Annotated in this window: 24 protein-coding genes; 16 read left to right on the top strand and 8 right to left on the bottom strand. The window is 35.2% G+C overall.

Translation table 11 applies throughout. The features are described from left to right. Positions 1–61: 61 nt before the first annotated feature. Entirely contained in the window at positions 62–373 is a 312-nt protein-coding gene (locus tag NAT50_RS02870; RefSeq protein WP_250591273.1) for a hypothetical protein, read from the top strand. On the opposite strand, the gene NAT50_RS02865 is transcribed toward NAT50_RS02870, so the two are convergent. Next, positions 361–1,503, bottom strand: coding sequence for an ATP-binding protein (locus tag NAT50_RS02865; protein WP_250591272.1), 1,143 nt, complete (start codon positions 1,501–1,503; stop codon positions 361–363). The genes NAT50_RS02870 and NAT50_RS02865 overlap by 13 nt on opposite strands. 71 nt (positions 1,504–1,574) lie before the next feature. Here NAT50_RS02865 and NAT50_RS02860 point away from each other — a divergent pair, with 71 nt between their 5' ends. The 9 genes from NAT50_RS02860 to NAT50_RS02820 all read left to right on the top strand — a co-directional run bounded on the left by NAT50_RS02860 (position 1,575) and on the right by NAT50_RS02820 (position 11,704). Further along, a complete protein-coding gene (locus NAT50_RS02860) occupies positions 1,575–2,381 on the top strand; it encodes a DUF4382 domain-containing protein (RefSeq protein WP_250591271.1) in 807 nt (268 codons plus the stop codon). A gap of 321 nt (positions 2,382–2,702) precedes the next feature. Next, positions 2,703–3,707 carry an AAA family ATPase gene (locus NAT50_RS02855; protein WP_250591270.1) on the top strand — a complete coding sequence of 335 codons (1,005 nt, stop codon included), beginning with the start codon at positions 2,703–2,705 and terminating at the stop codon, positions 3,705–3,707. Between the two features lie 40 nt (positions 3,708–3,747). Further along, complete coding sequence (locus NAT50_RS02850) at positions 3,748–4,614, top strand: DUF58 domain-containing protein (RefSeq protein WP_250591269.1); 867 nt, start codon at positions 3,748–3,750, stop codon at positions 4,612–4,614. Positions 4,615–4,620: 6 nt separating this feature from the next. Continuing rightward, positions 4,621–6,222 (top strand): BatD family protein, encoded by a 1,602-nt coding sequence (locus tag NAT50_RS02845; RefSeq protein WP_250591268.1) that lies wholly within the window; start codon positions 4,621–4,623, stop codon positions 6,220–6,222. Beyond that, positions 6,222–7,223 carry a VWA domain-containing protein gene (locus NAT50_RS02840; protein WP_250591267.1) on the top strand — a complete coding sequence of 334 codons (1,002 nt, stop codon included), beginning with the start codon at positions 6,222–6,224 and terminating at the stop codon, positions 7,221–7,223. Before NAT50_RS02845 ends, NAT50_RS02840 begins: the two co-directional genes overlap by 1 nt. Positions 7,224–7,303: 80 nt before the next feature. Then, the gene (locus tag NAT50_RS02835; protein WP_250591266.1) at positions 7,304–8,350 is read left to right on the top strand and encodes a VWA domain-containing protein; all 1,047 of its coding nucleotides are present in this window, start codon (positions 7,304–7,306) and stop codon (positions 8,348–8,350) included. Next, positions 8,331–9,092, top strand: a complete 762-nt coding sequence (locus NAT50_RS02830) for a tetratricopeptide repeat protein (RefSeq protein ID WP_408610639.1) — start codon at positions 8,331–8,333, stop codon at positions 9,090–9,092. Before NAT50_RS02835 ends, NAT50_RS02830 begins: the two co-directional genes overlap by 20 nt. 18 nt (positions 9,093–9,110) lie before the next feature. Beyond that, positions 9,111–10,898, top strand: coding sequence for a BatD family protein (locus NAT50_RS02825; protein WP_250591265.1), 1,788 nt, complete (start codon positions 9,111–9,113; stop codon positions 10,896–10,898). A gap of 62 nt (positions 10,899–10,960) precedes the next feature. Continuing rightward, positions 10,961–11,704, top strand: a complete 744-nt coding sequence (locus NAT50_RS02820; protein ID WP_250591264.1) for a tetratricopeptide repeat protein — start codon at positions 10,961–10,963, stop codon at positions 11,702–11,704. Between the two features lie 14 nt (positions 11,705–11,718). On the opposite strand, the gene NAT50_RS02815 is transcribed toward NAT50_RS02820, so the two are convergent. Further along, entirely contained in the window at positions 11,719–12,273 is a 555-nt protein-coding gene (locus NAT50_RS02815) for a CvpA family protein (protein ID WP_250591263.1), read from the bottom strand. Between the two features lie 116 nt (positions 12,274–12,389). On the opposite strand from NAT50_RS02815, the gene NAT50_RS02810 reads away from it, so the two are divergent. From NAT50_RS02810 to NAT50_RS02800, 3 genes are all read left to right on the top strand, one after another. Further along, positions 12,390–12,746 carry a hypothetical protein gene (locus NAT50_RS02810; RefSeq protein ID WP_250591262.1) on the top strand — a complete coding sequence of 119 codons (357 nt, stop codon included), beginning with the start codon at positions 12,390–12,392 and terminating at the stop codon, positions 12,744–12,746. Between the two features lie 69 nt (positions 12,747–12,815). Then, the gene (pheS, locus tag NAT50_RS02805) at positions 12,816–13,835 is read left to right on the top strand and encodes a phenylalanine--tRNA ligase subunit alpha (RefSeq protein WP_250591261.1); all 1,020 of its coding nucleotides are present in this window, start codon (positions 12,816–12,818) and stop codon (positions 13,833–13,835) included. A 78-nt stretch (positions 13,836–13,913) separates the two neighbouring features. Continuing rightward, positions 13,914–14,321: a hypothetical protein gene (locus NAT50_RS02800; RefSeq protein WP_250591259.1), complete on the top strand. Its 408-nt coding sequence runs from the start codon at positions 13,914–13,916 to the stop codon at positions 14,319–14,321. A 50-nt stretch (positions 14,322–14,371) separates the two neighbouring features. Here NAT50_RS02800 and NAT50_RS02795 read toward each other — a convergent pair whose 3' ends face one another. Then, complete coding sequence (locus NAT50_RS02795) at positions 14,372–15,370, bottom strand: NAD(P)H-dependent glycerol-3-phosphate dehydrogenase (RefSeq protein ID WP_250591257.1); 999 nt, start codon at positions 15,368–15,370, stop codon at positions 14,372–14,374. Positions 15,371–15,540: 170 nt separating this feature from the next. Here NAT50_RS02795 and NAT50_RS02790 point away from each other — a divergent pair, with 170 nt between their 5' ends. Beyond that, a complete protein-coding gene (locus tag NAT50_RS02790) occupies positions 15,541–16,422 on the top strand; it encodes a nicotinic acid mononucleotide adenyltransferase (protein WP_250591255.1) in 882 nt (293 codons plus the stop codon). A 115-nt stretch (positions 16,423–16,537) separates the two neighbouring features. Here NAT50_RS02790 and NAT50_RS02785 read toward each other — a convergent pair whose 3' ends face one another. Further along, the gene (locus NAT50_RS02785) at positions 16,538–17,701 is read right to left on the bottom strand and encodes an iron-containing alcohol dehydrogenase (RefSeq protein ID WP_250591253.1); all 1,164 of its coding nucleotides are present in this window, start codon (positions 17,699–17,701) and stop codon (positions 16,538–16,540) included. A gap of 2 nt (positions 17,702–17,703) precedes the next feature. Further along, positions 17,704–18,444: a type 1 glutamine amidotransferase domain-containing protein gene (locus NAT50_RS02780; protein WP_408610641.1), complete on the bottom strand. Its 741-nt coding sequence runs from the start codon at positions 18,442–18,444 to the stop codon at positions 17,704–17,706. A gap of 114 nt (positions 18,445–18,558) precedes the next feature. On the opposite strand from NAT50_RS02780, the gene NAT50_RS02775 reads away from it, so the two are divergent. Both NAT50_RS02775 and NAT50_RS02770 read left to right on the top strand, forming a co-directional pair. After that, on the top strand, positions 18,559–18,753 hold the full coding sequence (locus NAT50_RS02775) for a helix-turn-helix domain-containing protein (protein WP_250591249.1): 195 nt from the start codon (positions 18,559–18,561) through the stop codon (positions 18,751–18,753). Between the two features lie 20 nt (positions 18,754–18,773). Beyond that, a complete protein-coding gene (locus NAT50_RS02770; protein ID WP_250591247.1) occupies positions 18,774–19,454 on the top strand; it encodes a LysR substrate-binding domain-containing protein in 681 nt (226 codons plus the stop codon). A 1-nt stretch (position 19,455) separates the two neighbouring features. Here the strand turns inward: NAT50_RS02770 and nadD are convergent, their stop codons facing one another. From nadD to NAT50_RS02755, 3 genes are read right to left on the bottom strand one after another with little or no spacing between them, the layout of a single operon-like run. Then, complete coding sequence (nadD, locus tag NAT50_RS02765; RefSeq protein WP_250591245.1) at positions 19,456–20,040, bottom strand: nicotinate (nicotinamide) nucleotide adenylyltransferase; 585 nt, start codon at positions 20,038–20,040, stop codon at positions 19,456–19,458. Between the two features lie 33 nt (positions 20,041–20,073). Next, positions 20,074–20,661, bottom strand: a complete 588-nt coding sequence (gene gmk / locus NAT50_RS02760) for a guanylate kinase (RefSeq protein WP_250591243.1) — start codon at positions 20,659–20,661, stop codon at positions 20,074–20,076. Positions 20,662–20,687: 26 nt separating this feature from the next. Continuing rightward, positions 20,688–21,548 (bottom strand): YicC/YloC family endoribonuclease, encoded by an 861-nt coding sequence (locus tag NAT50_RS02755; RefSeq protein WP_250591240.1) that lies wholly within the window; start codon positions 21,546–21,548, stop codon positions 20,688–20,690. Positions 21,549–21,605 lie beyond the last annotated feature (57 nt).

Here is a 21,605-nt window from a genome sequence, read left to right as displayed (position 1 = left end):
CCGTACTTTTTTGATCGTAAATATTCGGAAATTTAAATATCTAATTTTCAGGTATTAATTTATGATTGAAGAAAAAGTATATCAGCAAAGAAGAAATAAGTGTTCATTAATTGTTTCTACTTTTTTTCTAGCCGTTTTTATTCTTATTGCGCTGAACATTATTATGATTTTGTTTTACATTATCCAAAATATCGAACAGCCTGATTTTGATAGATTGACCATGGCATTCAAAAACGGCCGACTCATAATTAATGATGAAAAAGTAGGTTTTTCTATCCTCCAAAACAGTTACATATTTATGTTTGTTTGGCTGTTCCTAATTATTGCTACGGTTAGGGCAATTAATAAAAAAATGATGACTTATTTTTTATAATCGTATTTCATTTTTCTCAAAACACGCATGGCTTCTTTAAAACTTGTGTATACGCTGGGATACGGTTTTAAGAGTAATTTAGCATCAATCAGTCTTTGTTTTGCATTTTCAAAACCATTCAGATAACACAACATAAAAGTAGAAGGTAAATTTTCGAGATCTTTTAATTCATTTTCTGATAAAACAAAACCTTTCTCCATTTTTATCAGTAAAGCCTTGTGAGCATTATAAATATGATGCAACACTTTTTTGTTGTATTCCGGCGGTTCAAATAACATTTGTGTTTCGATTTTGTAATAGCCATTGTCGAAAAACATAATAATCACTTTTTCCAGAGGATAATAACTGGTTTTATCATTCAATCCCAACCGAATATATTCTATTATGGTAAAAGAGTTGTCGGTATATTCTATAGTTACTTCGTCTTGTGCCGAATAAAATAATTTGATTTGCTCGTTAATCAGTTCAATGTCTACTCTCGAAAAATAAGTGGTATCTCTAACCTTTTTTTTGTTACCTGCCCAACAAACCACAAATAATTCCTTAAAAACTTTGTACTTGGTGTCCATGTCTTTATGACGGACATTAATAAAATCTATAACTCCTTCCAAAGTATGGGCAATACTGTTCCTCGAATTGTTTTCGATACTGATAACCGTTTCAATGTTTTGTTTGGAAAAAGGTATTTTTTCAGACGTTGGAATCGTGTTACTCCCTACCCGAACAAAGGCGGTATTGGCTTCAATGGTGTGAATTCCTTTTTTAAAAAAAGTATTTTTATGATTCGGCTTTATCGTCACCAATCCTACTACCTTATCTTTTGGTAAATGCGGGAATGGCACATTTTCATATTGAATTTTTGGTGGGTTCTCTAAAAAGGCATTAACTAGATTTTGAATTCGGCTATCGTCAAAGAAATCATCACCCACAATCTCATTGCTCTCATCTTCTACACCTACTACTATATAGGAATTGTTGTTCGGATTGGAATTAGATAAGGCGCAGATGTGTTTAAGGAATTTAGCTTTTCCTTCTCGGGTGTGTAAATTAAGTTTTCGCTTCTTATCATAAAAACTATTCTCATCATTATGACCCAATAAGTTCTTAATCAAAAGCCTTTTATTAATCATTTTTTAAAAAATAAATACTAAAGTACATTTTTTTGCGTTAACAAAATAATATTAATTCAAATACCCAATTTATGAAAAATAATGTGAGATTATTAAGCCTACTTTTAATGGTATTCACGACATTATCTTTTCAAAGTTGTAATGATAATGATGATACAGAAAAAACAGCTACCATTAATGTAAGAATGACGGATGCACCGGGTGATTATGACGCGGTTTATGTAGAAGTTTTAGACGTAATGATAAAATCAGATGCAAACCCTGATGAAACTGGATGGGTTAGTATAGGAACCGCAGCGCCTCAAGTGTATAATTTACTTGATTTAACAGGTGGAGTAAGTGCTTTGTTGGCTTCTGATGCAGTAATTCCTTCAGGACATTTAGGACAAATCCGATTGGTTTTAGGAGATGATAACAGTGTCGTGAAAGATGGAGTTACCTATCCTCTAAAAACACCAAGTGCTCAGCAATCTGGCTTGAAATTATTGGTGAATAAAAATCTAGAAGCAGGATATACCTACGATTTTTTACTTGACTTCGATGTGGAAAAATCAGTTGTTGTTCAAGCCGGTTCATCGGATAATTTTAATTTAAATCCTGTGATAAGAGTTTCTACAGTGGCCAATTCAGGTATCATTAAAGGTATTGTAACTACCACTCCTCCTGGAGTTCAGGTTTTAGCTTCTGTAAAAGTAAATGAAGAAGTGGTGTCTGCTTATACCGATGCTGAAGGTAAATTTCAAATTAACGGAATACCAGCTGGAGCGTATAGTGTAACATTAACTCCTGATGCAACTTCTGGATTGCAACCAAAAATTATAGACAATGTGATTGTACAAAACGGTCAAGTAACAGATCTCGGAAATCAATCGCTGTAAGATACAGACAAATATTTTAGTTAGTTTTCTAAAAACGTCAACCTTTTTCTCATTCGGGGTTGGCGTTTTTTATTTAAAGTTTTTTTAGCTTCTTCTCTTTCCAAGCTTCCCTTGGCTTCATGTTTGGATTCACGATTTTTTCCTTTGGCATAGGTTCTTGTTTTGTAGTTCTTAAAATTTAGCAAAATAGTATTAAATTATAGCCAAAAGTAAACGCTGGACTTAATATTTAACTGATTATTAACAGCCTGAATCTAATTTAATTTTCAATTTGCATGATATTAATTTAGATGTTAATTTCACGACCTTAAAATATTGATGATGGAAGAAAATACAACGACTTTGGATATTAGAGCCATTAATGAAAAAATAGAACGCGAAAGTGCCTTTATCGATCTTCTTACTATGGAGATGAATAAGGTTATTGTGGGACAAAAACACATGATTGAGCGTTTGTTAATTGGTCTTTTAGGACAAGGACATATTTTGTTGGAAGGGGTTCCTGGGCTAGCCAAAACATTAGCTATTAATACCTTATCTCAAGCAGTTCAAGGAAGTTTCAGTCGTATTCAGTTTACGCCTGATTTATTACCTGCTGATGTCGTGGGGACTATGATCTACAATATCAAGCAAAATGAATTCACCATCAAGAAAGGTCCTATTTTTGCCAACTTTGTTTTAGCGGATGAGATTAACCGTGCTCCTGCAAAAGTGCAATCGGCTTTGTTAGAGGCCATGCAGGAAAAACAAGTGACCATTGGAGATTCTACCTTCAAGTTAGAAAAACCTTTTCTAGTATTGGCAACACAAAACCCAGTTGAACAAGAGGGAACGTATCCGCTACCAGAAGCACAAGTGGATCGTTTTATGCTGAAAACGGTAATTGACTATCCTAAAATGGAAGATGAGCGACTAGTGATTCGTCAAAATTTGAATGGTAATTTTGAAAAAGTAAATGCTGTAGTTTCCATCGATCAGATTTTACGTGCACAACAAGTAGTTCGTGAGGTGTACATGGACGAAAAAATTGAAAAATACATTTTAGATATCATATTCGCTACGCGTTATCCTGAAAAATATAAATTAGAGTCTTTAAAACCTTTAATCAGTTTTGGCGCTTCTCCTCGTGGAAGTATCAATTTGGCTAATGCTGCAAAATGTTATGCTTTCATCAAGCGTCGTGGTTACGTAATTCCAGAAGATGTTCGCGCTGTTGTTCATGATGTTTTGCGTCACCGTATTGGAATTACTTATGAAGCTGAAGCCGAAAATATAACTTCTGTAGATATCATCAATAAAATCGTAAACGAAATCGAGGTTCCTTAGTAGAAATCTGTAAACCGTTACTAATAAACTGTTCACCGAAATGGATACCAAGGAATTACTTAAAAAAGTTCGTAAAATAGAAATTAAAACCCGAAGATTGAGCGATCACATCTTTTCGGGAGAATACCATACGTCTTTCAAAGGAAGAGGGATGACGTTCTCAGAAGTACGTCAATACCAATTTGGCGACGATGTTCGGTCTATCGATTGGAATGTTACTGCGCGTTACAACGAACCTTATGTAAAGGTTTTTGAAGAAGAACGCGAATTAACGATGATGCTCATGATAGATGTTTCGGGTTCGGAGAATTTCGGAACTAAAAACCAGTTAAAAAGTGATACGGTCACCGAAATTGCCGCTACTTTGGCATTTTCGGCAACACAAAATAATGATAAAATCGGTTTGATTTTGTTTTCAGACCAAATCGAATTGTATATCCCGCCCAAAAAAGGGAAATCTCATGTATTGCGTATTATTCGAGAACTAATAGAGTTTAAACCCAAAAGTAAAAACACCAATATTTCTCAGGCTTTGCAGTTTTTATCTGGAACTCAAAAAAAGAAAGCTATTGTTTTCATGATTTCAGATTTTATTGCTGAAGACGATTATGAAAAAACACTGCGAATTGCCAGTAAAAAACACGATATCACTGGTGTTAGGGTCTATGATATTCGGGAAGAAAAAATGACCGATGTTGGATTGGTAGCGATGCAAGATGCTGAAACCGGCCAAATTCAGTGGGTCAATACCGGTTCTAAAAAGGTACGACTACAATACGAGAAATACTATCACGAAAAGGTAGAGTATTTTAAAGACATCTTTTCAAAATGTGGTTCGGGAACCGTTAATACAAGAGTGGATGAAAGTTACGTGACTAAATTACTCGGATATTTTAAATCACGATAGGGACATATGAAGTGGATTACAAAATATTTGTTTTTAGCATTGATGCTGATTTCGTCAGTGGGTTTCGCACAATCATTAGAAACTAAAATTGACACGGTCAAAAACAAAATCGGTGCACAATTTACCTTGACTTTAAAAGTGAAAGGAAAACCATCTACTTTGGTTACCTTTCCAAATGTGAATCATTTTGGTGGGTTAGAAGTTATAGAATCTTACCCCATTGATACAATTAAAGAGGAAACGAACTATCAATTGATTAAAAAATACGGGTTAACACAGTTTGATACCGGTAAATATGTTATTCCGTCTATTCCTGTTTTAATCGACAAGAAACCGGTTTTTTCGGATAGCATCAAAGTGGAAGTTTTCGATGTGAAAGTCGATACACTTAAACAAAAAATGTACGATATTAAACCGATCATAGCCGTTGAAAGACCGATGGGTAATTGGTGGAAATACCTTTTACTGATTTTACTTTTATCTGGTATTGGGTATGCGATTTATCATTTTTGGAAGAAAACTAAAAAACCTTCTAAAAAAGAAGAAATTGTATACGGTTCTCCTATCGAAAAAGCGACTACTTTATTACAAGAGTTGGAGAAAAAACAGTTACTAGAAAAAGGAGAAATCAAAGAATATTACTCGGAACTGACAGATATTGCCCGTGATTACATTGAAGAAGCCATAGAAATTCCCGCTAAAGAAAGTACAACTTCAGAATTAATCGTAGCGCTAAAAAACGCATCCAACAAGAAGAAATTAAAACTATCTAAAGAAACACTAGACGGTTTAGAACAAGTATTGAAACAAGCGGATTTGGTAAAATTTGCAAAATCCAAACCGTTAGATTTCGAAATTGCAGATGATCGAAAAAAGATAGAAAATACCATTATAACTATTGATAAAGCTATTCCAGTAGTCATTGACGAAAATAGTGTTCAGTGGCAACGCGAACAGGATGAGTTGAAGCGAAAAGCAGAAAAGAAAAAACAATTTACTGCTCTTGGAGGAATCATTGGTTTCGCAGCGATTCTAGTACTCACGTTTGTAATAGTTACCAAAGGATTAGATTACGTTAAAAACGGCTTTTCAGGGCATTCTACCAAAGAATTGTTGAATTCGGATTGGGTTAAATCAGAATACGGTAATCCTTCAGTCATTATAGAAACTCCAAAAGTACTGAAAAGAATGGATGTTTCTCAAATGGTACCTAAAGATGCTATGGCGCTAATCAAAGGAATGCAAATGTTTGGGTATGGTAGTATTTTTGAGTACTTCTACATCACTGTTTCCACTACCGAATTTAAAAAAGAAACCAATGTAGATTTGTCCAAAGCGCTGGAAGGTACTGTAAAAACACTCGAAGCACAAGGGGTACAAAACATGATTGTACGACAAGGAGAATTTAGCACCGAGCAAGGAATTAAAGGAATTAAAGGATTCGGAACAATGATGGTGCAAGACGAAAGATTGTATTTCGAGATTTTGTTATTCAGCCAAGCCGGAGGATTGCAACAAATTATGATTGTTCACAAAGAAGCCGATGAAAGAGCTCAAAAAATAGCAGAACGAATGCTGGAATCTGTCGAATTAAAATTAACCAACTAATGGATAAGGTAACCTTTTTAAATCCCGAATTCTTTTGGTTGTTTCTGTTTTTGCCTTTGGCTGTGGTTTGGTATTTCTTTAAGAGAAATGAAGAAACTCCAACGCTTCAAATCAGCTCCACAAAAGGGTTTAAAACAATCAGCAGTATATTGCCAAAACTGAGACCTTTATTGTTGGTATTGCGTTTATTGGCATTAAGTTCATTAATTATTGCTTTGGCAAGACCTAGAACGGTCGATGTGAACAGTAAAACGAATAGTACGAATGGTATTGATATTGTCATAGCTTCGGATGTTTCCGGAAGTATGTTGGCCAAAGATTTAAAGCCCAATCGTATGGAAGCTTTAAAAGAGGTAGCAACAGCTTTTGTTAAAGAGCGAGTAAGCGATCGTATTGGGATTGTAGTATACGCTGCAGAAGCTTACACCAAAACACCTGTAACTAGTGACAAAGCAGTTGTGTTACAAGCCATCAATGATATTAAGTATGATAATGTTTTACAAGACGGAACCGGAATCGGAATGGGATTGGCCACGGCCGTTAACCGATTAAAAGAAAGTAAAGCAAAAAGTAAAGTAGTTATACTTATGACCGATGGGGTGAACAATTCAGGTTTCCTAGAACCGATTATGGCTTCGGAAATTGCGGCCGATTTAGGGATTAAGGTCTATACCATCGGGATAGGAACCAATGGCAATGCTCTGTTTCCTTATGCTTATGCACCCAATGGTGGATTTTTATTTAAAATGATGCCCGTTCAGATTGACGAGAAACTCATGAAAGAAATTGCTCAAAAAACAGGAGGAAAATATTTCAGAGCTCAAAATAATAAAGCATTACAACAAATTTATGATGAGATTAATCAGTTGGAAACCACAAAAATCGAAGAGTTAAAGTTTGTTAATTACGATGAAAAATTCAGACCTTTTGTGGTGTTGGCAGGTTTGTTGTTGCTGTTGGAAATAGTGTTGCGAAATACTCTTTTCAGAAGTTTTATTTAAGATAATAATTGTTGTATTCCCAGTGAATCCGGCGATTGTTAATCAACATTAATGTTATAGTTTACAATTCACAGTAAAAAATGTACGAGTTAGACGAATCAAAATATTTGTATTTATTATTCTTGCTGCCACTATTGGTTTTGCTTTTTCTGTGGGTTCAATTTTGGAAACTCAAAAAGCAGCGAGAATTTGGTGATGCCAATCTGGTTCAACGATTAAGTCCTGAAAAATCGATTTTTAAACCTGTCCTAAAATTTGCCATTGTCTTGTTGGGAATTACAATGTTAATCATCGCATTGGTAAATCCGAAAATAGGAACTAAAGTCGAAAAAGTAAAACGAGAAGGAATCGATATCGTATTTGCTGTGGATGTTTCTAAAAGTATGCTGGCCGAAGACGTTGCGCCAAATCGTTTAGAAAAAGGAAAACAATTGGTGTCACAGATTATTAATAATTTAGGATCCGACCGTATTGGAATTATTGCTTATTCCGGAAGTGCTTTTCCTCTATTACCCATCACGACCGATTATAATATTGCTAAAATGTTTTTGCAGTCCATGAATCCAGGCATGATTTCTTCTCAAGGAAGTAATCTGAACGAGGCTATTCAGCTAACGCAACAATATTTTGAAGGAAGTGGCAATACGAGTAAATTGTTAATCATGGTGACCGATGGTGAAGACCATTCGGAAGCGGCTGCCGAGGCGGCTGCCGAAGCTCGAAAGAAAGGAATTAAAATCATCACCATTGGAGTGGGAACTACTGCTGGAGGCCCTATTCCTATTAAACGAGGAGGAGTGACGGAGAGTTATCATATCGATAAATCTACTGGGGAAAAGGTAATTACTCAATTGCGTCCGGAAGCTCTAGAAGATATTGCTAAATCTGCTAATGGTGCCTATATTAATGGCAATAGCACTAAGGAAGTACTCGAATTTATGCGTAAATCACTTAACAATATCCAAAAAACAGAATTTGAAGCTACGGAAATGGCTAATTTCCAATCACAGTTTCAATGGTTTTTAGGAATTGGTTTCTTTTTGTTGTTCCTTGATGTGTTCTTACTAGAGCGAAAAACAAAATGGATTCAAAAATTAGATTTGTTCAATGAGAAGAAGCAGAATTAACATGAAAAGCATTTTTAAAATAGTATTTTTGTTGACTTTTGTTGCTGTTTCTGCACAACAGAAAAAAGATTTTGCTTTGCCTGATGGAAACGATGAGTTTCAGAAAAAACAATATGCAGAAGCGGAAGCCAATTACCGTGTTTCAAAATCTATAAATGAAAAACGAGCTACAGCTTCTTATAATTTAGGGAACGCTATTTACAGACAAAACCAACCTTCGGAAGCTAAATTTGCTTATGCTAAAGCAATTGAAATGGCGAAGGGAAAACAACAAAAGCACAGAGCTTATCATAATTTAGGCAATGTGTTTATGAAAGAGAAAGCGTATGACAGAGCGGTTGAAGCCTACAAAAATGCTTTACGCAACAACCCTGCCGATGAGGAAACACGTTACAATTATGCTTTGGCTAAGAAAATGTTGAAAGAAAACCCTCCGAAAGGCAACGACAAGAAAGACAACAAACAGGATAATAAAGATAACAATAAGGATCAGAACAAAGATCAAAACAAGCAAAATCAGGACAATAAAGATCAAAATAACAAAGATCAAAACCAGAATAAAGAAAAACCTGAAGACCAAAAAGAAAATCAGAATAATCAGGAGCCAAAGCCCGGAAATGTTCCTAAAGACCGTTTGCAGAATTTATTGGATGCTGTAAACAACGAGGAAAAGAAGATTCAGGATAGAGTAAATGCCAAAAAAGTAAAAGGAAAACCGGTTGAAGAAGGCAAAGACTGGTAAAAAAATGAAGATTAAGGAATGAACAAACTACTTTTTATAGTGTTACTTTTAAGTTTCAAATTGACAGCACAAGTACAATTTGAAGCTAGTGTGAGCAAAAATTCATTAGGAATTAATGAACGTTTGCGCATCGACTTTACTATGAATGAAGATGGGGATAATTTTAATCCACCCTCTTTCGAAGGATTTAGAATTGTAGGTGGCCCCAACCAATCTGTTAGTTTTACATGGGTTAATGGAAAAAAAGCATTTGAAAAGACGTATTCTTATTTTTTACAGCCTACCAAAAAAGGCTCTTTTGTCATAAAACAGGCAACCATCGAAATTAACGGACAGATTTATAAAACCAATCCAGTAAAAGTAACCGTAGGCAATGCCGTTCAGGAAGAGCGAGATCCTTATGAACAATACAACCCGTACGGTCAACCAAGACAAGCACCGGTAGTAACAGCCGGCAAAGATGGTGTACATTTGGTAGCAGAAATTTCTAATTCAAATCCATATCTCAACGAGCCGATTACCGTAGTTTATAAGATTTATGTTAGTAATCGTTCTGGTGTAGGCGGTTGGAGAGAAGTGCAAAATCCCAAGTATACCAACTTCTGGAGTCAAAATATAGATGTAAAACAACTACAAGTACAACAAGGAACTTTTAAAGGAGAACCTTACAGGTTTGCGGTACTTCGAAAAACGGTTTTGTATCCGCAAAAATCGGGTAAACTAGAAATCGAGCCTCTCACTTTAGATGTAGAAGTAGAAGTGCCATCGGGTGAATACGATTTCTTCGGTCGCCCTATTATGACCATGGGACATAAAAAAGTTTCTGCCGGATCAAGGGTGATTTCCGTTAAACCATTGCCTGAAGCTGGGAAACCTGAAAATTTCAGTGGTGCGGTAGGTACCTTTGATTTCAAAGTTATTCCTTCAAGAACACAGCTTAAAACTGGAGAATCTTTAGACCTAAAAGTTCAGGTTTCAGGAAAAGGGAATTTAAAACTTTTTACCCTGCCTAAACCGGTGGTTCCAGCTTCTTTAGAAATGTATGATCCAGCACATCAGGAGAACGTGCAAACCCCGCTTTCAGGGATGACAGGAAGTATTTCGGATACGTATACTATTATTCCTCAATCGGAAGGGAAATTTCCAATACAACCGTTGAGTTTCTCTTACTTCGATTTAGCAACTAAATCATACAAAACGATCACTTCTAATGAAATTACTTTGGAAGTAGGTGAAGGAAGTGGTTCTAACACTTTGGCACAAAACAATTCGAATAAGAAAAATGTGATTGCCAACGCAACGTTTGGTTTTATAAAAACTAAAACGAGTCTAGTAAGTCAACATCGAGAGGATTTTCTAGGTTCTGGTTTGTTTTACGCTTTGTTAGCGGCACCGTTTTTATTCATTCCGTTATTGGTGGCATTCCGTAAAAAGAAAGAGGCCATTAATTCCGATGTGGTTGGAAACCGCATCAGATTGTCAAACCGATTAGCTAAAAAATACTTGTCGGAAGCACAAAAACAGTTGGGTAACAAAGAGCTATTTTATATTGCTTTAGAAAGAGCGTTGCATAATTTCTTGAAGGCGAAGTTACATATTGAGACTTCGGAAATGAGTAAAGATAAAATCAAAGAATTATTGGTTTCTAAGCAAGCAGATACCGATACAATCAACCAATTCATTGCCTTGATGGAGAGTTGTGAGTTTGCCCGATATGCGCCATCGACAAGTACTGGTATTCAAAATGATTACGATCTCGCAGTGAATATTATTTCGGAATTAGAAAAACAAATTGTGCAATCCTAATGAGATTAAAGGTGTCAATTTGATGTATTACTTTGTTTATTTCTGATAAATAGATCAAAAAAATGAAAAAACTATTCTATATATTTTTACTTTTTACTCAGGTATTCTGGGCACAGGAGGCTTTTGAAAAAGGGAATTCTCTGTACGAAAAAGGTAAATACCAAGAGGCTATAGTTGCTTATGAAAGTATTTTGAAATCTGGAGAAGAATCGGCGGAAGTTTATTTTAACCTTGGAAATTGTTATTATAAATTGAATGAAGTAGCCCCAGCAGTTTATAATTTCGAAAAAGCACTTTTGTTGCAACCCAATGATAGCGAAATTCAAAATAATCTTGAATTTGCCCGAAAAATGGCCATCGATGAAATTGTTGAGGTTCCTAAAGTTGGTTTCTACAAAATACTAACCGATTTCACTTCCGCTTTTCATTATGATACGTGGGCTTGGATAGCAATCATTTTCGCAGTCTTCTTTTTGTTCAGTTTTGTAGGGTATTATTTTTCAACTACTACTTCGTTAAAGAGAGTGTTCTTTTCTGGTATGATTCTTTTGTTGTTGTTTTTATCGGTGAGCATATTGGCTGGCTTTTTTGAACAATCACGTTATCAGAATGAAAAACCGGCGATCGTGTTTGTCGATACCGTAGCAGTGAAAAGTGAACCCAATAGTGCTGCACCCAATGCTTTTACGTTGCATGCAGGAACCAAAGTATATGTTTTAGAAACTTTGCACAATTATAAAAAAATTCAACTGCAGGATCAAAAAGAAGGTTGGATTGAGAAGAGCGCTGTCAAAGAGATAAAATAAACCGTTTCTACGGATTATGCTTGATTTGTTGTGGAAGAAGTCTCTTGCTCTTGGTCAATCGAATTGGTTTTGTCTTTCAAACTCGTAAACCAATCGCTAAGAATGGGGAGTAAGGTTTCGGAAGTCTTTTTGCACGGCGCTAACAAAAGTGAATTTTCTTGAGTTTCTTTACTTACCAAGAGGTTGTTGATGTTTATTTTCTCGAATAAATGCAGAAAAATACCGATTAATAAAATAGTCTTAAGCGTCCCGAAAATACCACCTAGCAATGAATTGGCCCATCCAAGAAAAGCGAAATTTGCTATTTCCGATACTATTTTAGCGGACCAATGAATGGTAAAAATTACACCAACCAAAGTAATTAAAAACGCAATAAGTTGTACTTTTTCTGGGGACCAAGAAAAACTTTCATCTAATAATTCAGCAACGATGTAGGAGAATTTTAAGGCAACAAAAAGTCCTACGAAGAATGCTACTAACGAAGCCAATTCTACAAAGAGCCCGTTTTTAAATCCTTTGTAAAAACCAAAAACAAGACTAGCGGACAATATAATATCAAGAAATTCCATGATTAAAAGTTGGATGAGTAACAAAGATAACAGAATTCTTTAATCTCATCTAACAATAGTATCTTTGCAAGGTGTATGAAGGTTTCTTTGTACCATTAACTTAAATTTTGAAAATAATGTCACGCGATATACAACTTAAAAACCGCTGGGAGCAGGTGGTCAACCTACTTTCTAAACAGTTTGCCGATGGTGATGAACTAGATCTGGATGCGATTATCTATCTCATCGGAATTCAAGAGTTAGGAAGATTTGGAAAAGCTTTCAAAAAAGATGAAAAAATCAATTTGATGCATATTGCTATTTGCAGGTTGTTAGAACCTTATGGGTATTATGAATTTGATTATTTCGATCATGACGGATGGCCCCATTATAAAATTAAAGAAGCATTGCCACCTTTAAAAGCAGGAGAACAATCCGTTTTAATGAAAGAGGCCATTGTGAATTACTTCTTAGAAAAAGAAATAATCAAATAAATACTGTCAACGGTTCGCTGTGAACTCTAAACTAAAAATTGTAACTTTGCCATTATATTGAAAAGACCGATGATAGATAAGATTAAAGAATACATAGCAGAGGCTCAGGCTTTTGAGACTCAAAGTAAAGAAAAATTAGAAGAATTCCGAATCCGATTCCTTGGAAGTAAAGGATTGGTGAAAGAAATCTTTGCTGAATTCAAAAATGTACCGAACGATCAGAAAAAAGAATTTGGGCAAATCATCAATACACTAAAAAATACAGCCGAAGAGAAAGTAAAAACGATTCAGGAGGAATTAGAGAGCAAGGAAGAAATCAAAGGTATTTATGGTGATTTAACCCGTCCAGAAGAACCTTTCAAAATTGGTTCACGTCATCCTATTTCTTTGGTTAAAAATCAAATCATCGACATTTTTTCTAATGTAGGTTTTAATGTGTCGGAAGGTCCTGAAATTGAAGACGATTGGCACAACTTTACCGCTTTAAATCTTCCAGAGTACCATCCGGCAAGAGATATGCAAGATACATTTTTCATTCAGACGAATCCGGATGTTCTTTTGCGTACACATACTTCATCGGTACAGGTAAGATATATGGAAGGTCACAAGCCGCCTATTCGTACAATATCTCCAGGTAGAGTATTTCGTAATGAAGCCATTTCATCTCGTTCGCATTGTATTTTTCACCAAGTAGAAGGATTATACATTGATAAAGATGTTTCATTTGCCGATTTAAAGCAAACCTTATTATATTTTACCAAAGAAATGTTTGGTAAGTCAAAAATACGTCTTCGTCCTTCGTACTTCCCTTTTACAGAGCCTAGTGCTGAAGTAGATATTTACTGGGGACTTAAAACAGAAACAGATTATCGTATCACCAAAGGAACGGGTTGGTTGGAAATCATGGGCTGTGGTATGGTAGATCCTAATGTGTTAAAGAATTGTGACATCAACCCAGAAGAATACAATGGTTTTGCCTTTGGTATGGGTATTGAACGTATTGCCATGTTGTTGTATCAAATTGGCGATATTCGTATGTTCTATGAAAACGATGTACGTTTCTTAGAGCAATTCAAATCGAGTATATAAATTTTACATTGTATTGTCGAAGGTCAAAAGTCTTTTGAATAGGCTTTTGGCTTTCGACTTTTATCTTTATAGCTTTTTATGAAAAAAGACATTATTATTCCCAAAGTAGAAAATGTATTTTTAGCCGCTATCCAAGAATGGAATGACGATTTTATGGATAAAGTTTGGAACGTTTATTTAATTAATGATTCTGATTTTGAGTTGGAAAACCTAATCGTTGTTTCGAAAGCCTACGGAAAAATCGACAACGAAATGCGTAAAACGTCTCTTCTACGACACGGTTTTAAATCGTTGCCTAGTGTTTCTGCTCTTAAAATAGAAATGATTGAGAATAGTGTTTTAGCCCTAAATAATGAGTTTATGGTGACGTATTTTATAGGTAATACGCTTTATGATAAAAAATTCACCTTCCGTCAGAATACCATTAACGAACATGCTACAGAGGAAGTACCCATTTTATGGAAGAATGGAGTGGTAGTAAAATAAAAAAGCAGCGCTTATCTTTAATGGGATAAGCACTACTTTTTTATATAAGTTTAATCTAATTTTTCTGTCAGTTTTTTGAAGGCTTTTTTAGCTTCTTTTCCTTCATATAAAACCTCATAAACGGCATCAAGAATCGGTGTTTTAGCTCCGTATTCTTTGTTTAGATTCCAAGCACTTTTTGCGGCATAATAACCTTCTGCAATCATACTCATTTCCATTTGTGCCGATTTTACTGTGTAGCCTTTTCCTATCATGTTACCAAACATTCTGTTTCTAGAAAAGAGAGAATAACCGGTTACTAGTAAATCTCCTAAATAGGCCGAATTATTGATGTTACGTTTCATTTTGTGTACTTTTCTAATAAAACGTTTCATCTCTCTTATGGCATTACTCATCAATACCGCTTGGAAATTATCCCCGTAACCCAATCCGTGTGCAATACCTGCGGCAATAGAATAGATGTTTTTTAAAACAGCGGCATATTCGGTTCCGATAATATCATCGGTAGTTTTTGTTTTTATGAAATAACTAGCCAGATTTTTGGCCATGATTTTAGCTTTGGAAGCATCGCCACACGCTATGGTTAGGTACGAAAGACGTTCTAAAGCGACTTCTTCAGCGTGACATGGTCCTGTGATAACCCCAATATTTTCAAATGGGATATTGTAGTAGGTATTAAAATGCTGTCCTACAATTAAACTGCTTTCCGGTACAATTCCTTTGATAGCAGAGAAGATAACTTTACCTTCTAAACTTTCGGTTAAATTAGCCAACTCGTTACTTAAGAAAGCTGAAGGAATAGCAAAGATAATATAGTCTGCATTGGCAACAGCCTCATTGATATCGTTGGTTAAATGAAGTTTTTTAGTGTCAAATTCTACAGAACTTAGGTAGTTCGGGTTATGTTTATGCAATTTTAGGTGTTCTAAAGCATACACACTACGCATATACCATTGTACTTGGTCTACATTCATTGTTAACATTTTTACAATGGCTGTAGCCCAACTGCCACCACCTATAACCGCAAACTTATGTTTATTCTCACTCATAATAGTTATTTTCATCTCTTTTTTCGCGTTAAATTCACCAAGGGAGACATAGTGAATTTTGAGAGAAAAACGAGTAAAAGTTTATTCAAAAAATGAAAGGAATACAAAGGTAACAATTTTTTGGCATGCATATTGGTAATGTTAAAATGAAACTATAAAAACCTTGAGTTATGAGAGCGATAAAATTATTTTTGGTGAGTTTGTCAGCAACAATGTTGTTGAGTTCATGTACAGCCGATGTTTTTATAGGTGATGATTATGTAGATAACGGCATTTCGTTACCGGAATTAATGAATAGTTATGAATTGTGGTATGTAGATTATGAGGCAACCACTGGTTCGGGAGATGTTCCTTTCTTGTCAAGGGCTTTTACGATCTCTTTTTTAGAGGGTGCTTTGTATGCCAATAACAATTTAGCCGGTATAGGGTCAACAGGTAACGGTTTTGGAATTAGAGTCGGCTACTACGATTATTTTTCAAATGGAATAAGGGTCTATCATGATGTTTATGGAACTTATGACTTGGAAGTATATCAAACGGCTGCTAATCGTATAAAATTATACGATAGACGTCAAAATACAACCTATTACTTAATCGGTTATCAAAGAAATGGTTTTGACTACGATCGATTGTTTTATGACAACATTCATTACTTTTTACAAGAATATAAAGCTTGGGAAAAAGTGTATACAAGTAGAGCGGGTGCTTTGAATGATTTTGATAACGAACATTTTATTCAGTTCGTAGCAGGAGGAAGTAGTGATACATTTCGTTCATCGAAAGATTTACCAGGCACAAGTGTAAATAGTATTTATTGGGACTTTACTGGATTTTATGGAATTTTAAATACTTCCAATATGTACAGTAAAACTTTAACATTAGATTATGATTTTTGGGGCAATGAATCTTTTACACTAACCGTTATTAATGATAGTCGTATACGATTATATCATAATGCTAGCGGAACTACTTATGAATTTGTCGGGAGAGGATTCATCCAATACATGAAACAATCACCGTTGGATGTAAAGAGAAAAAGTACAAAAAAATAGAGTTAGTAAATTGAAATAAATTTAAGTTGAATTACGTTTTGTTTTTGGTGTTTAGTAAGAAGGCGCTCTAGGAATTCATCCCAGAGCGCCTTCTGAATTTATAACTATAACTATTTTAATAACTCAATTCTACAATTTCACGTACTTTTTCTGGTGTGATATTTTGTTTTTCACCCATAGCAGTCCAGCCTCTTTCCTCGAAGCGTTTTACAATAAAATCGGCTGTTCCATCGTAGTTAGAAGTGTTTTCAGATAAACGAGTTAACATTCCCATTTTTTGGAAAAACTCAGTAGTTTTATCAATCGCTTTTTTAGCAATATCCTCATCGGTTCCTTGAAGATTCCAAACGCGTTTTCCGTATTGTGCTAATTTTTCTTTCTTAGAGTCAAACATCACTCGATATAAATTTGGACCAATAATAGCCAATGTTCTTGCATGATCGATTTCGTAAAGTGCTGTTAGTTCATGACCAATCATGTGGGTAGCCCAATCCGAAGGTACTCCTTTTTGGATTAATCCATTTAGTGCCATAGTACAACTCCAAACAAAGTTGGAAGCCAATTTGTAATCAGTTGGATTTTCTACTACATCAGGACCAACTTCAATTAATGTTTGTAAGATGCTTTCTGCTAAGCGGTCTTGTAATAAAGCATCATGAGAATAAGTAAGGTATTGCTCTAAAACATGAGTAAAAGCATCTACTACACCGTTTTGTAGTTGTCTTTTTGGTAATGAATGAATAACAGTAGGGTCTACTATTGAAAATTTAGGGAATAATGCACTTCCTCCAAAAGATAATTTTTCTTGAGTAGCGTTAATGGTAATTACTCCTCCTGAATTCATTTCTGAACCTGTAGCAGGTAATGTCAAAATGCCTCCAAATGGAATTACCGCATTGGTATCTTTTGTTAGAATACGTTTTTGTAAAATATCGATAGGATCGCCATTAAATTTAACGGCTGCAGAAACAAATTTAATTCCATCAATAACACTTCCTCCGCCTACAGCTAAGATGAAACCAATGTTTTGTTCTTTAATGATTGCTACTGCTTTCATTAAAGTTTCATATCTAGGATTTGGTTCAATACCACCAAACTCCACAACATCAAATCCAGCTAAAGCGGTTTTTACTTGATCGTAGATACCATTTTTAAAAATACTTCCTCCACCATAGGCTAGGAGAATTTTAGTATTAGCAGGTAATAATTCAGGGAGCTTAGCTATTTGTCCCTTCCCAAACACATAGTTTACAGGATTGTATAATTCGAAGTTTAACATACTTATTTTTTGTTTAATTGATCTAATAATTTTTTTGCTACCAATTTAGAAGAGGCTGGATTTTGACCAGTAATTAATAAACCATCTTCCACAGCATATTCTTGCCAATTTTCAGATTTAGAATAGGTAGCACCATTTTTCTGTAATTCGTTTTCTAACAAGAACGGAACTATGTTTGCTAACCCTACTGCTTCTTCTTCCTCATTAGTAAAACCGGTTAGTTTTTTTCCTTTTACCAAGAACTCACCATCAATTTTTACGTTTTTCAATGCAGCTGGAGCGTGACAAACAAAACTTATAGGTTTGTTATTTTTATAAAAATCAGCAATTAAAGCGATTGATTTTTCATCTTCTGCCAAATCCCAAAGAGGTCCGTGACCACCAGGATAAAAAACAGCATCGTAATCAGCTTGATTGATATCAGCTAATTTATGAGTATGTTTTAATTTTTCCAAAAGATCTTTATCATTGTCAAAACGTTTGGTGTCTTCTGTAGCCGAGCTAGGGTCAGCACTTTTAGGGTCAATTGGAGGTTGACCGCCAAGAGGTGATGCAATAGTTACTTCTACTCCTTGGTCTATCAAAGCATAATAAGGCGCTGCAAATTCTTCTGTCCAGAAGCCTGTTTTAGCTCCTGTATTACCCAATTGATCGTGGCTAGTAACCACAAATAATACTTTTTTCATAGTGTTGTTTTTTTCTTGTTCTATATTTTTTGTTTTGCAACCTACAGCCACTGCCATAAGTCCTAATAAAATTAATTGTTTCATTATTTATTTTTTTTGCTACAAATTTACTTCGATTGTGTTATTAGTAAAAATAAATTGAATTATGTTTGTGATAAATAAATTTATATCATGGTAAACTTAGAATGGTATCGAACTTTCAAATCGGTGTATAAAAACGGTAATTTTTCATTGGCTGCTAAGGAATTATTTATTAGTCAGCCAGCGGTTAGCCAGCAAATTGCCATGCTCGAAGCAAGTGTGGGGTATCAGTTGTTTGTTAGGAAATCGAAAGGGGTAGAACCACGGAATATGCTAAGTTACTAAATAATTTAATTATAGAGGCTTTGGAACGCCTTGAAAATGTGGAGAGTGGCTTTAAAGCACAGGCCGTGAATACCGAGCGATTATTTTCAGTGGGGATTTCCAAGCATCTCATGAGTTCCATAGGAAATAGTTTGGTAGCGAAGTTCGATTCTATCGATTTTACGTTTCATGAAAATGATACTCTTTTTGAAATGGTAGATGGCAAAAAGATCGATTTTGCCCTAGTCACAAAAAAGTTTGACACTTTTGATACGATTCAGGTTAAGATTAGGGATATTAAGCAAGTTTTGGTGGCTTCTACAAATTTGGATGGTACTACTGTTAAAGCAGCCATAAAAAGAAATGACTTTCCCGCAGTGGAGCAATGGCTCAATAAGCAAAAATGGTTTAGTCATGATGCTCGTATTCCACATATTAAATTATTTTGGCTTTATGTTTTCGATAAGAAAAGACCATCTATGGAGCCTAATTATATCATTCCTTCAGAATATGAAATGCTGGAAATTTTGTCTAAAAATACTGGAGTGGCAGTAGCTTGGGATTGTAACGTGCAGCCTTTTTTAATGAATAATCAATTGCAGGTTTTATGGGATTCTAAAAAAATGCCCAACACTGAACTTTTTCTCTTGTCGAGAAAGAATAAAAATTTAACCTCAGTTTTTGACGAAATCGTAAAGGTTTTGAAAACAGAGCTGGTTTAACTTACTTTTTGTAAAACAAATTGTGTTCTACATATTGCCATACTTTATGGGGTAACAAAGGAGTAACGTTCTTTTTATTCTTGATACTTTCTCGGATAAAAGTCGAAGACAATTCTATGATAGGAGCTCCTACACGGTGAATTTTAGGATTATCAGAAAACTGAGGATCCATTTCTCCTGAATGCAGACGTGGATAAACATAAATATCGTGATTTTGAAGAATCACTTCATAATTTTTCCATTTATGCAATGAATTGAGATTGTCTTCTCCCATGATTAATGAAAACTCATATTCAGGATATTTTTCCTGTAAATGGAACAGAGTGTTTACCGTATAATTGGGTTGAGGTAACTTAAATTCTATGTCGGAAGGTTTAATTTTCGGATAGTCTTCAGTAGCCAAATGCACCATGTGTAATCGATGGTAATCATCTAATAAGGTGCTTTTTTGTTTGTGTGGATTGTGCGGCGTGACAACCATCCATATTTGGTCCAAATTAGAATATTCTGCCATATGATTGGCAATAATCAAATGTCCTATGTGAATAGGATTAAATGTTCCGAAATAGAGTCCAATTTTGAGCATAAGTTGTCAGCCCTTAGATTTAATCGCCGTTGCCTATTGGTTTTCGGCTGGATTCACAAAATTTTTAACCAATTGATACGCCTCTTCTTTTGCTACATCCAAATCATAATTCTTAATGATGGTATCAAATTGAGGAGCCGTAGCTAATTCTACGTGAGCTTTGGCAATACGCATGTTGATTTTTTCTTCACTTTCCGTAGAACGTTCTTTGAGTCTGCGTTTTAATTCATCTACACTAGGAGGCTTGACAAAAACGGCTAGGGTTTGTTCTGGAAATTTTTTCTTAATTCGTAATCCTCCGGCCACATCAATATCGAAAATAACGTTTTTTCCTAAGGCCCAAATTCTTTCCACTTCTTTTTTCAGCGTTCCGTAAAAGTTATCGCGATAAACTTCTTCCCATTCTACGAAGTCTTCGTTTTTGATATGCTTTTTAAACTCTTCTATCGACATGAAATAGTAGTCCTTTCCATTCACTTCTTCTCCGCGAGGTTCTCGGGTTGCGGCCGAAATAGAGAATTCAAGGTTTAGTTCTTCAATTCCTAATAAATGTCTTACTATAGTGGTTTTTCCGGATCCTGAAGGTGCCGAGAATACAATTAATTTTCCTCCTTTGTTCATTGTATGGTACTTTTTGGGCTTGTAATTTATAAAACGTTCAGAACCTGTTCTTTGATTTTTTCCAATTCGTCCTTCATTTGAACGACTAATTTTTGCATACCTGCATGGTTAGATTTAGATCCCATGGTATTGATTTCACGACCAATTTCTTGCGAAATGAAACCTAATTTTCTACCATTGGCTTCATTACCGTTTAGTGTTTCTAGAAAATAATCAAGATGATTGGTAAGTCGAACTTTTTCTTCGGTGATATCTAGTTTTTCCAAATAATAGATTAACTCTTGCTCAAAACGATTGGTATCTACTGCAGTCTGTAATTCTGAAATAGCAGTTGATAAACGGTCTTTAATATTTTGAATACGTTCAGGGTCTAAAGCCAAAGTCTGGTTCATAAGATTGCGAATGTTCTCGATACGCAATTTGAATTCGTTTTCTAGAGAGATTCCCTCATCTTTTCTGAACTGGCCAATGTTGACCAAGGCTTCGTTTATAACCAACTGAATTTGGTTCCATTCTTCTTCATCAATGTCATCACGTTCTGTCTTCAGTGCATCGGGCATTCGTACCGCCATTTTCATTAATTCTGTCGCATCTGCTTCTGGAAGAATTTCACGCATTTGTGCCATATAGGCTCTTACGATTGGCGCATTGACTTTTGTTGAGGTTTCCTCGCCGGTCACTTCGATATATAGTGAAAAATCAATTTTTCCGCGTTCTAACTGTTGCGAAATCTGATTACGTAAACCAAGTTCCATTTCTCGATACACTGAAGGCATTCGAACATTTAAGTCAAGTCCTTTGCTGTTCAGTGATTTGAGTTCTACAGTTATTTTTTTGGTAGCCAATTGAATTGAGGCTTTTCCAAAACCGGTCATTGATTGTATCATAGATTCTAAAAATAAGGCGTAAAGATAAGAAAACTTATCTGTAACTAGTAAAGGAGA

The organism is Flavobacterium luminosum (assembly GCF_023635005.1).
Lineage (GTDB): Bacteria > Bacteroidota > Bacteroidia > Flavobacteriales > Flavobacteriaceae > Flavobacterium > Flavobacterium luminosum.
The sequence above is the reverse complement of the archived record's forward strand: the minus strand, read 5'-3'. Positions and strand labels throughout refer to the sequence as shown.

Coding starts and splice junctions, on each gene's coding strand:
- NAT50_RS02870 (WP_250591273.1), top strand. CDS start 62: ATGATTGAAGAAAAAGTATATCAGCAAAGAAGAAATAAGTGTTCATTA.
- NAT50_RS02865 (WP_250591272.1), bottom strand. CDS start 1,503: ATGATTAATAAAAGGCTTTTGATTAAGAACTTATTGGGTCATAATGAT.
- NAT50_RS02860 (WP_250591271.1), top strand. CDS start 1,575: ATGAAAAATAATGTGAGATTATTAAGCCTACTTTTAATGGTATTCACG.
- NAT50_RS02855 (WP_250591270.1), top strand. CDS start 2,703: ATGGAAGAAAATACAACGACTTTGGATATTAGAGCCATTAATGAAAAA.
- NAT50_RS02850 (WP_250591269.1), top strand. CDS start 3,748: ATGGATACCAAGGAATTACTTAAAAAAGTTCGTAAAATAGAAATTAAA.
- NAT50_RS02845 (WP_250591268.1), top strand. CDS start 4,621: ATGAAGTGGATTACAAAATATTTGTTTTTAGCATTGATGCTGATTTCG.
- NAT50_RS02840 (WP_250591267.1), top strand. CDS start 6,222: ATGGATAAGGTAACCTTTTTAAATCCCGAATTCTTTTGGTTGTTTCTG.
- NAT50_RS02835 (WP_250591266.1), top strand. CDS start 7,304: ATGTACGAGTTAGACGAATCAAAATATTTGTATTTATTATTCTTGCTG.
- NAT50_RS02830 (WP_408610639.1), top strand. CDS start 8,331: ATGAGAAGAAGCAGAATTAACATGAAAAGCATTTTTAAAATAGTATTT.
- NAT50_RS02825 (WP_250591265.1), top strand. CDS start 9,111: ATGAACAAACTACTTTTTATAGTGTTACTTTTAAGTTTCAAATTGACA.
- NAT50_RS02820 (WP_250591264.1), top strand. CDS start 10,961: ATGAAAAAACTATTCTATATATTTTTACTTTTTACTCAGGTATTCTGG.
- NAT50_RS02815 (WP_250591263.1), bottom strand. CDS start 12,273: ATGGAATTTCTTGATATTATATTGTCCGCTAGTCTTGTTTTTGGTTTT.
- NAT50_RS02810 (WP_250591262.1), top strand. CDS start 12,390: ATGTCACGCGATATACAACTTAAAAACCGCTGGGAGCAGGTGGTCAAC.
- pheS (WP_250591261.1), top strand. CDS start 12,816: ATGATAGATAAGATTAAAGAATACATAGCAGAGGCTCAGGCTTTTGAG.
- NAT50_RS02800 (WP_250591259.1), top strand. CDS start 13,914: ATGAAAAAAGACATTATTATTCCCAAAGTAGAAAATGTATTTTTAGCC.
- NAT50_RS02795 (WP_250591257.1), bottom strand. CDS start 15,370: ATGAGTGAGAATAAACATAAGTTTGCGGTTATAGGTGGTGGCAGTTGG.
- NAT50_RS02790 (WP_250591255.1), top strand. CDS start 15,541: ATGAGAGCGATAAAATTATTTTTGGTGAGTTTGTCAGCAACAATGTTG.
- NAT50_RS02785 (WP_250591253.1), bottom strand. CDS start 17,701: ATGTTAAACTTCGAATTATACAATCCTGTAAACTATGTGTTTGGGAAG.
- NAT50_RS02780 (WP_408610641.1), bottom strand. CDS start 18,444: ATGGCAGTGGCTGTAGGTTGCAAAACAAAAAATATAGAACAAGAAAAA.
- NAT50_RS02775 (WP_250591249.1), top strand. CDS start 18,559: ATGGTAAACTTAGAATGGTATCGAACTTTCAAATCGGTGTATAAAAAC.
- nadD (WP_250591245.1), bottom strand. CDS start 20,040: ATGCTCAAAATTGGACTCTATTTCGGAACATTTAATCCTATTCACATA.
- gmk (WP_250591243.1), bottom strand. CDS start 20,661: ATGAACAAAGGAGGAAAATTAATTGTATTCTCGGCACCTTCAGGATCC.
- NAT50_RS02755 (WP_250591240.1), bottom strand. CDS start 21,548: ATGATACAATCAATGACCGGTTTTGGAAAAGCCTCAATTCAATTGGCT.